The sequence below is a fragment of the Nitratidesulfovibrio sp. HK-II genome (assembly GCF_003402415.2).
GTDB lineage: Bacteria > Desulfobacterota > Desulfovibrionia > Desulfovibrionales > Desulfovibrionaceae > Cupidesulfovibrio.
The window spans coordinates 1,398,473-1,412,530 of the sequence record NZ_AP036014.1 but is presented as its reverse complement, the minus strand read 5'-3'; the positions used below and the strand labels follow the sequence as shown (position 1 = coordinate 1,412,530).

At 68.2% G+C, this 14,058-nt stretch carries 11 protein-coding genes and 1 pseudogene; 5 read left to right on the top strand and 7 right to left on the bottom strand.

Translation table 11 applies throughout. The features are described from left to right. Positions 1-325: 325 nt before the first annotated feature. The gene (locus tag RVX_RS05655; protein WP_116305080.1) at positions 326-1,585 is read right to left on the bottom strand and encodes an HD domain-containing protein; all 1,260 of its coding nucleotides are present in this window, start codon (positions 1,583-1,585) and stop codon (positions 326-328) included. 487 nt (positions 1,586-2,072) lie between these two features. On the opposite strand from RVX_RS05655, the gene rplM reads away from it, so the two are divergent. The 5 genes from rplM to RVX_RS05630 all read left to right on the top strand — a co-directional run bounded on the left by rplM (position 2,073) and on the right by RVX_RS05630 (position 5,150). After that, positions 2,073-2,507 carry a 50S ribosomal protein L13 gene (gene rplM, locus RVX_RS05650; RefSeq protein WP_116305079.1) on the top strand — a complete coding sequence of 145 codons (435 nt, stop codon included), beginning with the start codon at positions 2,073-2,075 and terminating at the stop codon, positions 2,505-2,507. 22 nt (positions 2,508-2,529) lie between these two features. Beyond that, a complete protein-coding gene (gene rpsI / locus RVX_RS05645) occupies positions 2,530-2,922 on the top strand; it encodes a 30S ribosomal protein S9 (RefSeq protein WP_007522928.1) in 393 nt (130 codons plus the stop codon). A 306-nt stretch (positions 2,923-3,228) separates the two neighbouring features. Next, complete coding sequence (gene thrB, locus RVX_RS05640; RefSeq protein ID WP_116305078.1) at positions 3,229-3,786, top strand: homoserine kinase; 558 nt, start codon at positions 3,229-3,231, stop codon at positions 3,784-3,786. Then, entirely contained in the window at positions 3,786-4,496 is a 711-nt protein-coding gene (locus RVX_RS05635) for a hypothetical protein (protein WP_116305077.1), read from the top strand. Before thrB ends, RVX_RS05635 begins: the two co-directional genes overlap by 1 nt. 78 nt (positions 4,497-4,574) lie before the next feature. Continuing rightward, entirely contained in the window at positions 4,575-5,150 is a 576-nt protein-coding gene (locus tag RVX_RS05630) for a hypothetical protein (protein WP_116305076.1), read from the top strand. Between the two features lie 354 nt (positions 5,151-5,504). Here the strand turns inward: RVX_RS05630 and RVX_RS05625 are convergent, their stop codons facing one another. From RVX_RS05625 to pheT, 6 genes and pseudogenes are all read right to left on the bottom strand, one after another. Next, the gene (locus RVX_RS05625) at positions 5,505-5,903 is read right to left on the bottom strand and encodes a MucR family transcriptional regulator (protein WP_116305075.1); all 399 of its coding nucleotides are present in this window, start codon (positions 5,901-5,903) and stop codon (positions 5,505-5,507) included. 561 nt (positions 5,904-6,464) lie between these two features. After that, the gene (locus RVX_RS05620; RefSeq protein WP_116305074.1) at positions 6,465-7,643 is read right to left on the bottom strand and encodes a phosphoglycerate kinase; all 1,179 of its coding nucleotides are present in this window, start codon (positions 7,641-7,643) and stop codon (positions 6,465-6,467) included. A 138-nt stretch (positions 7,644-7,781) separates the two neighbouring features. After that, the gene (gene tkt, locus RVX_RS05615) at positions 7,782-9,776 is read right to left on the bottom strand and encodes a transketolase (protein ID WP_116305073.1); all 1,995 of its coding nucleotides are present in this window, start codon (positions 9,774-9,776) and stop codon (positions 7,782-7,784) included. Positions 9,777-10,077: 301 nt separating this feature from the next. Continuing rightward, positions 10,078-10,740, bottom strand: a complete 663-nt coding sequence (gene rpe / locus RVX_RS05610) for a ribulose-phosphate 3-epimerase (RefSeq protein ID WP_116305072.1) — start codon at positions 10,738-10,740, stop codon at positions 10,078-10,080. 538 nt (positions 10,741-11,278) lie between these two features. After that, positions 11,279-11,497 (bottom strand): annotated as a pseudogene (locus RVX_RS05605) (MerR family transcriptional regulator); the annotation flags it as partial. A 69-nt stretch (positions 11,498-11,566) separates the two neighbouring features. Beyond that, positions 11,567-13,975: a phenylalanine--tRNA ligase subunit beta gene (pheT, locus tag RVX_RS05600; protein WP_116305070.1), complete on the bottom strand. Its 2,409-nt coding sequence runs from the start codon at positions 13,973-13,975 to the stop codon at positions 11,567-11,569. Positions 13,976-14,058: the final 83 nt, after the last annotated feature.

Here is a 14,058-nt window from a genome sequence, read left to right as displayed (position 1 = left end):
AGCCCCCCGGCCGCGCGCCGGTATCGGGCATGGTGTAGCGTTAGCAAAAAACGCCGCGCTTGTCTCGCCTTTCACAAGCCCCACGGGTGGATACGAAGCGGGGACGATGCCGGACTCCGCACTTCCGGTGTGGCTCTTTGCCACATGAAAAAACAGTCTTCGGGCAAGGCCGTGCGCTTGGCGATGCCGGTGCAGGTGGGGATTTTGTTCTCTGCCAAGGAAGAACGCCGTTTCATGGAGGGAGTGTACTTTTGTGGTACTCGACCGGAATGAAACGGCGTTCTGACGCGGGCAGAGGGCAAAAGCCCCCATGCTCCGGCATCGTTTAGTCGAAGTCGGCGAAAAGCGCCCCCACATGCAACGGCCCCAGCGTCACCCGGCGGTTCTCGGCCCGCAGCCGCGCGATGGCCTCTTGCAGATGGCTCGACGTCACCCCGTTGCGCACCGAGGTGTGCGCCTCGATGAACGCGGCCAGGGTGTCGCAGGCCTTCACCAGCCTGCCGTCCTTGGGGTCCAGCGCATCGAGGTTGCAGGAGTTCTGCAACTCGTCAAAGGTGACTTTACGCACCGTGTCCGGCGCGCCGTCGGGTCCCGGCTCGCGCACCGTCTCGTCGAACTCCGAGCCGGTGGACAGCCCCAGAAAGTAACCCAGGCGGCTGGCGATGTCGCCGTACCCCGCCTTGTCCAGCAGCGAAAACACCCGCTCCTGCATCTCCTGCTCTTCGTACTGCCGGATGAGTTCCGGCAGTTGCTTCACCGAGCGCTTCACCGGCGAGATGATGTCGCGGGTCAGCACTTCGGGCAGGTCGTGGAACAGGCCGCAGAAGAAGTTGTTCAGGCGGCGGGCCGGGCACGCGCCCACGGCGATGCTGAAGAAGTAGGCGTAGCAGGCCACGATGAACATGTGGCCCATGACCGAGGTTTCCGGAATGCGCGGGGTCTGCGACCAGCGCTTCTGAAAGCGCAGCTGCCCGCACAGGTTGGCGAAGCGCCCCAGCGCGTTGCTGGAGCCGCCGATGAGCTCGGGCACCCCGGCCAGATCGGCCATGGCTGTCAGGCGCCTCTGGAAAGAGCCGTCGATGTCAGGAATCTCGTCGTCGTGCCCGTTCAGCGGCTTGATGAGGTTGAATTCCCAGCCGCTGGCGTAGAGGTGCGCGGCGGTAAGGATGCGGTCGGCCAGGTTGTTCTTTTCACGGCGGCGGATGTACGTCAGCAGGCGCTGCCAGAAGTCCTCGTCCAGCGGCCGCACGATGTGTTCCAACTCGTCCGCCACCCATTCGGTAAGTTCGCGGTAGTGGGCCTCGTTCTCTTTTATGCGGTAGAACACCGGGGGCTTCACGTCGGTGATGACCAGCCGGTAGAAGTAGTCGAACAGTCCGCCTTCCACCACTTCCGCCCCAAGGCGCAGGCGTTCGTCGGCGGGCAGGTGGCGGGTGTTCAGTTGCAGCAGCAGCCAGGCGACGATCATCTTGTGGGCCTGCTTGTCCACTTCCATCAGTTCGACGGGCCGCAGCTTGTCGTTCCAGCGCTTCATGTACGCGCCGGAAAAGACGAACTGGAGCAGGCTCTTGCGAATGCTGGGCATGAGGCCTCCCGGGGGGTTCAAGAAAAGCTCTTGGCAATGTATGCGGTCGTGGTGTAAAGCTCAAGAGTTTGAAGCGATACGCTTCGGGTTCACGCCACGGGAACCGGCCGGAACGTCCAAGCCAACCTTCCGACCGTGCCATCCCGGCGCTTGCCCGGCGTCAGCCCCGTCCGCCGTCTTCGGCGCATCGGCGGGGCAAGCCGTCCGCTCCCCAGGCCAGCCGCCCCGTTAGGCGCGCCAGTGGGACCGAAGTGTGGACGGCCGCCAGGCGAACCCGCGCGCCAGCGCACCATGCGCCGGAACCGCCGACATCCATGAATAATGGACGGCTGACCGGCCCAGCCCGGCAAGCATCGCACGCATGGCGCCAGCGCCTTCGGGCCCCGGCGCCGTCCGTCGCGCGTTTCCACGCCCTTTTTCTGTTGACAAGGGGCGGGGAACCCAATACATAGACCGTTCTTTCGAGCTCGCACAGGAGTACGCTCTGATGAAAACGTTCAGCCCCACGCCCGAGAACATCAACCGCGAATGGTTCGTGGTCGATGCCTCCGACCTGGTTCTCGGCCGCCTTGCCACCCAGCTCACGCATCGCCTGCGTGGCAAGCACAAGCCCGAGTTCGCCCCGCACATGGACAACGGCGACTTCATCGTCGTGGTCAACTGCGAAAAGATCAAGGTCACCGGCAACAAGCTTGCCGACAAGAAATACTACCGTCACTCCGGGTACGTTGGCGGCCTTACCGAGATCACCCTCGAGAAGCTGCTTGCCTCCCATCCGGAACGCGTGCTGATGAACGCCGTGCGGGGCATGCTGCCCAAGAACCGGCTTGGCCGCGCCATGCTGAAGAAGCTCAAGGTCTACGCTGGCCCCGAGCATCCGCATGCCGCCCAGAACCCGCAGCCGCTCGCCATCAAGTACTAACCCGCTCGAGCCGGAGAGAATCATGGCCAACGAATTCAACTACGGCACCGGTCGCCGCAAGACCGCCACGGCCCGTACCCGCCTGTACGCCGGTTCCGGTCAGATCGTGGTGAACGGTCGCCCCTTCGAAGACTACTTCCCGCGCAAGTCGCTGCAGATGATCATCCGCCAGCCCCTGGTGCTGACCAAGAACGTCGAACGCTTCGACATCAAGGTCAACGTGTGCGGCGGCGGCGTGACCGGCCAGGCCGAAGCGGTGCGCCACGGCATTTCGCGCGCCCTGCTCGAAGTCGAGCCGGAACTGCGCGGCGCCCTGAAGCGCGCCGGGTTCCTGACCCGCGACGCCCGCAAGAAGGAACGCAAGAAGTACGGCCAGCGCGCTGCCCGCGCCCGGTACCAGTACTCCAAGCGTTAATCGCTTCCTCTACGACGCCTTTCAGGCAGGTTCGCGCATGCGGACCTGCCTGTTTGCATTTGCAGGGCCGTGCGGTGCGGTCGGCACGGGCGTTCGGCCAAGTCCAGCCCGCGCCAACTGCGACGGCCGCGACAGCCGCGACGGCCGCTACCGTCCCGACCGCCGCCGAGGTTGACACCGCACGCCGCCGCCGACTACACAGGCACACGCGCCGGGCCTGCGCCGCAAGGGATTGGCCCTGCGCACGCCCGCCGTGCGCGCCGCCTGCGCCGGGCGCGGACAGTCTGCTTTCGTACAGGACACCGCATGACCACATCCCCAGCCCCCCTCCCGCTTGACCCCGCGCGCATCGCGCCCGAAGGGTGCGTCAGCATCATCGGCATGGCGGGCGCGGGCAAGACCACCGTGGGCCGCGAACTGGCCCTCCAGCTTGGCTGGGCCCACGTGGACACCGACAACCTCATTGAGGCCACCTACGGCACCCGGTTGCAGGCCGTTGCCGACTCCATGGACAAGGAGAGCTTCCTCGACGTGGAGGCGGGCGTCATCCGCCGCATCGGCGCGCGGCGCACCGTGCTGTCCACCGGCGGCAGCGTGGTCTACCGCCACGAGGCCATGGAACACCTGGCCGCTCTGGGACCGCTGGTCTACCTTGAGGTGTCGCTGCCGCTGATCCTCGAGCGTATCGCCATGAACCCCGAACGGGGGCTGGCCATCGCGCCGGGGCAGACCATCGAGGACCTGTACAACGAGCGCATTGCCCTGTACCGCCGCTACGCCACGTTCACCGTGGCGGCGGACACGCTGTCGCCCGTCCAGTGCGCGCAGCGCATCGTGGCCTGGCTGTCCGGCGGGGAGGCGTGATGTCCTCTCGCAACCCAGGCCGCAAGTCCGATCCGCTGGCGTCCGTACGCATTGCCGCCGCGCTGAAGGCGGCCGGGCAGACCCAACCGGGCAAACCGGCCTCCAAGGGCGGCCGCAAGGGTCCCGGTGTCTTCGCCCGCCTGGCGGAGTTGTACGCCGACATGGAAAACGCCTACGCGGAAACGGCCCACGCCGCCGGGCTGACCTGTGCCAACTGCGACGACAACTGCTGCCGCACCCATTTCAAGCACCACACCCACGTGGAATGGGCCTACCTGTGGAAAGGCATGCTGGCCCTGCCCGAGGCGCGCCGCGCCGACTACCTGCGCCGCGCCCGCGAGGTGGTGGACCAGTGCGCGGCCGCACAGGCCGCCGGGGTGGTGCCGCGCGTGATGTGCCCGGTCAACGATGACGGATTGTGCGGCCTGTACGCCCACCGCCTGATGATCTGCCGCATGCACGGCACGCGCAACGTGCTGCTGCGCCCCGACGGGCAACGCCAGGTGTTTCGCGGCTGCCACCGCTTCTGCGGCCTGACCGACGGGCAGCCCGACGAGGCGGTGCCCACCCTGGACCGCACCCACTTCTATCGCAGGCTGGCGGAACTGGAGATGGAGCACGGCGGCGCGAAGGGCGCCGGGGCATCCCGCGTTTCCTTGACGCTGGCGGAAATGCTGGTCTATGGTCCGCCCAAGCCGCAGCGCCGCTAGGGGATAGCACCGTCAACGCGCGCTGCGGGCGTTCCGCACGTTTTGCCTCCCGCATGTCCCGCAACCGCCGGAGATGTCATGTCCCTGCTCCTGCCGCACTCGCCCGCGCCGTCTCCCCTTTCCCGCTCCGTCCCCCCGCGCCTGCGCGCCACTGCCCTCGCGGCCCTCGCCCTGGCGGTGGCCCTGCTGGCCGGGGGCCTGCTGACGGGGTGCGCCCGGCAGACCGTGGGGCACCTTGCCCGCGCCCAGTTGCAGGCCGACACCCCCCAGGCCGTTTCCATGCAGTACCTGCGCTTCACCTACCGCGTGGTGCCGCTGCGCGAATCGGTGGGCGTGCGCGGCATGGCCGCCCCCATGCCCGGCGCCCTGCCCGGCTGGGCCAAGTGGTACGAGCAACTCACGGTGATGGTCTACCTCAGCGACGCCACGGGCCGGGTCATCGACGCCCAGGAATACGATTACCTGCCCCGCGCCGTTGGCGACGAAGGGGCCATCCCCTTCGAGACGCGCTTCTACCTCGATCCGGACGACACAGGGCCGTTGTACGTCAGCTTCGGCTACCGCATGGTGGCCACCGAACGCGAGCCCAAACTGGACGGGGCCGACGACGGCGGCCGTTCGCTCATCGTGGGCGAGGGCGCGCTGGACAACTGAACGCCGCCCCCTACCCTGCGCCGCATCGGCCCGGCCAAACCGCCAGAACAACTCGAACCGCCCTCCTTGGGCGGTTCGCCGTTTCCGCGCCCGGCCCGACTGGCGAGACGGGCGAGACTAGTGAGACTGACGCTACTGGCTGCGCCCGCTCCGCCAAGGCGCACCGGGCATGCTGGCCGCGCCAGCGTAACCACCCGTTCCACACCCGGCCATCACGCAACGGGGCACTCCGCGCGACGCGAAAGGCCGTCCTGCTTACGCAGGACGGCCTTTTCCGTCGCGAATTCTCGGCGGCGCCGCCGCAACACGCGGCCCTCCCGAGGCAATCCGGCCCGCAAGCCGGAGCCCCCCCGCCTAGGAAGCGGTCTTGCGCCGCTTCTCCCAAAGCTTCATGTCCTTCATCTTCTTGCGGCGTTCGCGCTGCAGCGCCTTGCAGACCAGCGGGGTATTCTTCTTGAGGCCCCACTTCTCGCGGTAGGCGACGGCGTCGAGACCATGCGAGGCAAGGTGCTTGCGGGTAAGGATCTTGAACGACTTGCCGCATTCAAGGCAGGTGATGGACTTTTCCTTCACGGCCTTGCGGGGGTCGCCGCAGGTTTCGCACGCCTCTTCCGGCTCGGCCTCGCCAAGGCTGATGACACGGATGCCATTGGCCAGCTTCTGCACCATGGAGGTGATTTCGTCCTCCGTCATGGTCCGCACGCTGGCCTGCGCCTTCACGATTTCCAATGCTTCCTTCAAAAAGTCATCCATGTTGGACCTCCGCGGGAATTGAACGACGGGGCCGAAGCGACAACGCCGGAACACCGGCACCAGTCACGGCACATCGCCGCTCTTACATCCGCCACTACAGCAAGTCAACAGCACCGTAGCAAAAAAACGGCAACGGGAACGCAAAAACAACGTATCGCCACGCAGCCACGCTGCACGCAAAGGTGAAAACCTTCGTCAGTGGCCGCTTCCCTCCGGTCCTGTCCCCGGCGGGACGCGCTCCGCACGCACGTTGCGGGGCACGGCGCGGCAACGCACCGCCGTCACCCGCGACGCCGATGCAACGCAACGGCAAGCCCCCCTTCCCCAGCAGCCCCGTCCCGTCACGCGTGCATGCATGCCCGCATCCGACATGTGCGGAGCGTTGGCGGAACATCCATCGCCCCTGCCCATGCAGTCGCCCGGCGTGAAACACAAACGGCGCGCCCCCGTTCCCTACGGCTCTGGCCATCAGGACAACGGAAACGCGCCGCGTGAAACATGAACGGCGACCAGCGCATCTACGGGCGGCCCCGCAGTATACGGCCCCCCCCTGCCGCGCCGCTAGCTTCGGGAACGTTCCTCCAGCACGGCCACTGCGGGCAGGGTCTTGCCCTCCAGGAACTCCAGGAAGGCCCCGCCCCCGGTGGACATGTACGAGATGCGGTCCACCACGCCGTACTTCTCGATGGCGGCCACGGTGTCGCCGCCGCCCGCAAGCGAGAAGGCCGGGCTGTCGGCCACGGCCATGCACAGGGCCTTGGTGCCCTGGCCGAACTGCTCCACCTCGAACGCGCCCACCGGGCCGTTCCAGACGATGGTGCCCGCCTGCATCAGGATGTCGCGGTACAGTTTCGCGGTCTCGGGGCCGATGTCCAGGATCATCTCGTCGGGCTTCACCTCGGACACCTTGCGCACCGTGGCCGGGGCGGAATCCGCGAACTCCGGCCCCACCACCACGTCCACCGGCACGGGAATCTCGCCCCCGGCGGCCTTGGCGGCGGCCATCAGGCGGGCGGCTTCGTCCACCAGTTCCGGCTCGTACAGCGAACGGCCAACCTCATGCCCGGCGGCCTTGATGAAGTTGTTGGCGATGCCCCCCCCCACGATAAGCCGGTCCACCTTCTTGGACAGCGTGTCCAGCAGGGTGAGCTTGGTGGACACCTTGGAGCCGCCGATGATGCCCACCATGGGCTTGGCCGGTGCGTCCAGGGCGCGGGACAGGGCGTCCAGTTCCGCCGCCAGCAGGGGACCGGCGCAGGCCACCTTGGCGAAGCGCACGGCGGCGTGTGTGGAGGCCTGGGCGCGGTGCGCCGCACCGAAGGCGTCCATGACGAAGATGTCGCACAGGGCGGCCAGCTTGCGGCCCAGGGCCTCGTCATCCTTCTTCTCGCCCTTCAGGAAGCGCACGTTCTCGCACAGCACGCACTGGCCCTCGGCCACCTCGATACCGTCGATGTAGTCGCGCACCAGGGGCACCTGAACGCCCAAGGCCCTGGAAAGATGCTCGGCCACCGGGGCCAGCGAGAAGGCCGGGTCGAACTCGCCTTCCGTGGGGCGGCCCAGGTGCGACACCAACAGCACGCGGGCGCCCGCCTTCAGGGCCATTTCGATGGAGGGCAGCGCGGCGCGGATGCGCTTGTCGCTGGTCACCTTGCCGTCCTTCAGGGGCACATTGAGGTCTTCGCGCAACAGGACGCGCTTACCCTTCAGATCAAGGTCGGTCATCTTGAGTACGGCCATGGATATACCCTCTATTGCTCGATTGGCTTGATTTGGTTGGCAAAAGAAAAGGCGCGAACGTGGCTTGTGCATCCTACCACGTTCGCGCCCGGTGTCCAGACTGGGGGGGGCGGGGGCCGCCTTCCGGCAGTGTTGGCCCTAAATCAGCGACTCGAGGGCTTCAATGACCTTCCCGGTGGTGATGCCGAAGTACTCGAACAGCACCTTGCCGGGGGCCGATTCGCCAAAGCCGGTCATGCCCACGGCCTTGCCGTCCAGGCCAAGATACTTCCACCAGCCGTCCACGGCGGCGGCTTCCACGGCCACGCGCGCGCGCACGGCGGAAGGCAGCACCGATTCGCGGTAGGCGGCGTCCTGCTTGTCGAAGGTAGTGGAACACGGCATGGACACCACGCGCACCTTGCGCCCCTTGGCGGCCAGCGCATCGGCGGCGGCCAGGGCCAGCTGCACCTCGGAACCGGTGGCCATGACGATGGCTTCCGGCGTGCCCGCGCAGTCGCGCAGCACGTAGCCGCCGCGCGCGATGTCGGCGCGCTGCTCGGCGGTGCGTTCCACGAAGGGCACGTCCTGCCGGGTCAGCGAGATGCAGGTGGGGCCGGTGGCGCATTCGGCGGCGGCCTTCCACGCGGCCAGGGTTTCCACGGTGTCGCAGGGCCGCCATACCTGCACGTTGGGGGTCAGGCGCAGACCGGCCAGCTGTTCCACCGGCTGGTGGGTGGGGCCGTCCTCGCCCACGCCGATGGAGTCGTGGGTGAGCACCCAGACCACCCGCGCGCCCATGAGCGCGGAAAGGCGGATGGCGTTCTTGGCGTAGTCGGAGAAGATGAGGAAGGTGCCCGCATAGGGCAGGAACCCGCCATGCAGGGCCATGCCGTTCATGATGGCGCCCATGGCGAATTCGCGCACGCCGTAGGAGATATAGTCGCCGGACCAGTCACCGGGGGTGACCAGCTTGGAATTCTTGTGCCAGGTGCCCACCGATCCGGTGAGGTCGGCCGAGCCGCCGATCATTTCGGGCAGCAGCGGGGCCACGGCATTCAGGGCGTTGCGCGAGGCGATGCGGGTGGCCAGCGTCTCTTTGGCGGCATCGGTGGCGGCCAGCGCGGCGGCCACGCCCGCCTGCCAGTCGGCGGGCAACTCCCCCGCCATGCGACGTACGAACTCGGCGGCCAGTTCGGGATGGGCGGCGCGGTAGCGGGCGAACAGGTCGTTCCACGCGGCTTCGGCGGCCGCGCCCCGCGGGCGGGCGTCCCACCCGGCGTAGATGTCGGCGGGCACCTCGAAGGGCGGGTGCGGCCAGTTCATGGCCTCGCGCGCGGCGGCGATTTCGGCCGCGCCAAGGGGCGAGCCGTGGCAGTTGTGGCTGCCCGCCTTGGTGGGCGCGCCCTGGCCGATGCGGGTCTTGCAGCAGATCAGGCTGGGCTTGCCGGGCACGCCGTGGGCCAGCTTGACGGCGGCGGCGATGGCCTCGCCATCGTGGCCGTCCACGTCGCGCACCACATGCCAGCCGTAGGCCTCGAAGCGGGCCGGGGTGTCGTCCGCGAACCAGCCGGAAATGTCGCCGTCGATGGAAATGCCGTTGTCGTCATAGAAGGCCGTCAGCTTGCCGAGGCCCAGAGTACCCGCCAGAGAGCATGCCTCGTGCGAGATGCCTTCCATCATGCAGCCGTCGCCCAGGAACACGTACGTGGCATGGTCCACCACCTCGAAGCCGGGGCGGTTGAACTGCTGGGCCATGAGCTTTTCGGCCATGGCCATGCCCACGCCGGTGGCGATGCCCTGCCCCAGCGGACCGGTGGTGGTCTCCACGCCGGGGGTGATGCCGTATTCGGGGTGGCCGGGGGTCTTGGAGTGCAGCTGCCGGAAGTTGCGGATGTCGTCCATGCTCACGTCGTAGCCGGAAAGATGCAGCAGCGCGTAGATGAGCATGGAGCCGTGCCCGTTGGAAAGCACGAAGCGGTCGCGGTCGGCCCATTTGGGGTTGGCGGGGTTGTGCTTCAGGCAATCGTTCCAGAGCACTTCGGCGATGTCCGCCATGCCCATGGGCGCGCCCGGGTGCCCGGACTTGGCCTTTTCCACGGCGTCCATGCTGAGCACGCGGATGGCGTTGGCGAGTTCCTTGCGAGACGGCATTGCAACCTCCAGCGGGGTTCGATGCGGCGGCGGGCGGACGCCCGGTGCCGTTGGCGATGCAGCGGTAAGGCGCGTGGCGCGCCGGAAATCAGCACCGGACGCGCGATGCGCCGGTTGGCAGCGGCATGCGTGAGCGACCTGCACCGCACACGCGAGGCGTGGGCACTGCCCTGCGGCGGCGCCCACACCCGACTAGTCCGTTCCGCGCCTTCTGGCAACGGGAAAATGGAGCGCGCGCTGCGGTCCGGCCCGGGGCCTTGCGCATCCGCCGCCCACGGGCAGCAGGATCGTGGCGGCGGGGCTAGCGCCCGGCCTCTGCGGCAGCGGCCTCGAACGCCTTCAGGCGTTCGGCGTAGGGCGGAAACTTGAAGAACGCCGAGCCGGAAACCAGCACATCCGCCCCGCTGCGCACCAGTTGCGCCGTATTGGACGGGTCCACCCCGCCGTCCACCTGAATGAGCGTGGACAGGCCGCGCGCGTCGATCATGGCGCGCAGGTCGCTGATCTTGCGATAGCTGGCGGGCAGGAAGGACTGGCCGCCGAAACCGGGGTTGACGGTCATGATCAACACCATGTCCGCGTCTTCCAGCACGTAGTCCAGCACGGAAAGCGGGGAGTGCGGGTTCAGCGCCACGCCCGACTTGACGCCCAGGCGGCGGATTTCCGCCAGGGCGCGCTGCACGTGGGGGGTGGCCTCCGCATGGACCACCAGCATGTCCGCCCCGGCGTCCACGAATTCGTGCAGGTAGCGTTCCGGGCGCTCCACCATGAGGTGCACGTCGAAGAACAGGCGGCTCTGCTTGCGCAGGTGGCCGATGACCGGCTGGCCGTAGGTGATGTTGGGCACGAAGGTGCCGTCCATGACGTCCCAGTGCACCCAGGACAACCCGGCGGCTTCGAGCGCGGCCAGTTCATCGGCCAGGCGGCCGAAGTCGGAAGACAGCAGCGAGGGGGAAAGGATCATGCAATGCTCGTGGCGCGGATGCGCGGTTGCGGGAATCGGGCCGGTCCTTGTTCCCGCGCGGGGCGCGGGGGGAACGGCGAAAAATCCGGTGTGGCGGCGCGACGGGGGCCAGCCAGGTGCAGTCAGGCCGGGTCAGGCTGGATCAGGCCGCGCCAGTCAGCAGGCGGCGCAGGGCCTCCAGTTCCGCGATGATCTCGCGCACCGTGCCAGGCGAGGCGGCATCATCGGAACGGGCCTTGCGCGGCGCGGCGTCCCCACCGTGGGCCGGGCCGCTGTTCACCGCCGCGCCCTCGTCGGGCAGCAGCAGGCCGTGCAGGTACTGGTCCCACGCCTGCATGCGGGCAGCGGGGCGCACCGACGCGGGGCCCGCATGGCGCGTTTCGTCGTCGAATCCGGCGTCTGCCTGCTGGTCACCGCCAACATCATCAGCCTCGGGCAACTCGGGCATGTCGGGGGCATCGGGGCCGAAATCCCGCAGTTCCGCGAGTCCGGGCGCGGCATCCGCCAGGCCCGGCCCGGCGGCGACCCCGCGTTCGGCCAGCATGCGGCGCGCGCCCTCGATGGTCAGGCCGCGCTCGTGCAGCAGAAACCGGATGCGGCGCAACAGGGCCAGGTCCGCCTCCGTGTAGAGGCGCTGCCCCTTCTCGGTGCGCAACGGGTCCAACTGGGGAAACTCCGTTTCCCAGAACCTGAGGACATAGGTCTTCAGGTTCAGCAGCGACGCCGCCTCGCCTATCCGGTATGTCCGCTCCGCCATGCCGTCTCCCGTTTCACTGTCCGTGCGCCCGCACGGGCCGCGCGGGCACGCGGCGCATCCGCTCCGGACCTAGATCCGCACGGACAGCGCCTGCACCACGGAACTTGCCACTTTCTCGCGTTCCTTGTCCACTTCGGCGTCCTTCAGGGTGCGCCCGGCGTGGCGGAAGGTCATGCGGAAGGTCAGGTTGCGCTCTTCGCGGTCTTCGGGGGCGAAGACATCAATGAGTTCCACGCCCTCCAGCAGCGGCAGCTTCATGGCGCGCACGTGGTCCAGCACCGCCCCCGCCTGCAGCGAGGCCGGGGCGATGACGGTGATGTCGCGGCGCACCGGGGGGTACACGGGCAGCGCGGCAAAGCGCACCGCCACCGCGTCGTGCAGTTGGCGCGCGGCATCCAGGTCGATGTCCGCCAGCCACACGTCCTTGCGGGCGTGGTAGGCGTCGGCGAGGTCGGGCTTCACCCGGCCCATGACGCCAAGCCGCCTGCCCGCCACCGTCACGGCCACGCACGGGGCCAGGAAGGGGTGCGCGCCCTCGGCCATCTCGCAGCGCGGCGCGGGCAGGTGCAGGAAGGCGGCGAAGTGTTCCACCACGCCCTTCAGGTCCAGATAGTCGGCGTCGGCTTCGGGGTTGGGCCACGCGTCGTCGTGGCGCGCGCCGTACATCAGGACGCCCATGCGCCCCCGTTCGCAGGCGGTGGTTTCAGACGTTTCATCCGCCGTAAAGATGCGCGCAAGCTCGAACAGCCGCAGGCCCGCGTTGCCCTGCGCGATGTTGTGGCGCAGGTTGTTCAGCAGGCCGGGGGCCAGCGCCGTGCGCAGCACGTTCTGGTCCTCCGAGAGCGGGTTCATGATCGGAATGCGGCCTTCGGCGGGCAGCCCCAGGTGATCCAGATCCTTCTGGCCCACGAAGCTGTAGTTGATGGCCTCGTTGAGGCCAAGGCCGCGGCCCCACCCCTTGATGCGCCGCCAGAAATCGTATTCAGACTCGGGCGCGCCCGCCTGGTCCAGGGGGCGCATGACCTTGGGCAGCACCGGCGGGATGGCGTCCAGCCCGTACACGCGGCCCACTTCCTCGATCAGGTCGGCCTCGCGTTCGAAATCCAGGCGGTGGCTGGGCGCTGAAACCTTCCAGTCGGCGGCGTCGGACTTGTCCAGCACGCAGCCGAGGCTGGTCAGGGTGTCGGCGCAGAACCCGTCGCCGATGGTGTCTTCGCCCATGCCCAGCAACATGCGCGCGCGCGCCGGGCGAAAACGCAGCGCGGGCGACGTCCACGGACGCGGTTCGGCGCTGCACACGCCGGGGCGCAGCCGCGCGCCGGAAAGTTCGGCCATCATCTGCACGGCGCGGTGCAGGGCGAAGAGCGAACCCGGCTGGTCCAGCCCGCGTTCCATGCGGTACGCGGCCTCGCTGGACAGGCCCAGCCTGCGCGAGGTGCGGCGGATGGTGCCGGGGCGGAACACGGCGCTTTCCAGCAGCACGCGTGTGGTGGCGTCGGAAACTTCGGTGTTGGCCCCGCCCATGACGCCCGCCAGCGCCACGGGCTTCACCCCGTCGCGGATCAGCAGGTCGCCGGGAGTCAGCGCGCGGTCCTGGCCGTCCAGGGTCACGATGCGCTCGCCCGCCACGGCCGGGGAGACCACGATGCGCCTGCCTTCCAGCAGGTCCAGGTCGAAGGCGTGCAGAGGCTGGCCCAGTTCCATCATCACGTAGTTGGAGGCGTCCACGATGTTGGAGATGGGACGCACGCCGATGGCGGTGAGGCGGTGACGGATGCGCGCCGGGCTCTTGCCCACGCGCACGTTCTCCAGGATGCGGCCCTGGTACACCGGACACAGCGCCGGGTCGGGAATTTCGATGGCCACCTCGCCGGAGCAGTCCGGGCCGTCCTCCACCAGGTTCAGCCGGGGCAGCGTCAGCGGCAGGCCGAAGCCAAGGGCCACTTCGCGCGCAAGGCCCAGCACCGAGAGGCAGTCGGCGCGGTTGGGCGTGATGGAGATGTCGCACACCTCCATGTCCAGTTGCAGCTCGTCCACCAGCAGCCTGCCCACCGTGAAGTGCTCGGGCAGGACCATGATGCCTTCATGGTCGTCGCTGAGGCCCAGTTCGCGCTCGGAGCAGATCATGCCGTGCGAGGGCTGGCCGCGCAGCTTGGCCTTCTTGATGACCATGCCGTCTGGCATGGTGGCGCCCACCAGGGCCACCGGCACCTTCTGCCCGGCCGCCACGTTGGGCGCGCCGCACACGATGTCCAGCAGCTCGCCCTGGCCCGCGTCCACCTTGCACACCGACAGCTTGTCGGCCTCGGGGTGCTTGGCGCGCTCCACCACGTGGCCCACCACGATGGTGCGGATGGCGTCGAACGGGCGGCGGATTTCCTCCAGTTCAAGGCCGAGCATGGTCAGACGGTCGCCGAGCTGTTCGGCGGTGCCTTCGAAGGGAACGAATTCGCGCAGCCAGGCAAGGGACAGCAGCATGGGGCTACTCCATGATTAAGAGAATCGGGGGAGGAACCGGGGAGGGGACCCTTTGAAAAGGGTCCCCTTCCCCGCCCCCCGCT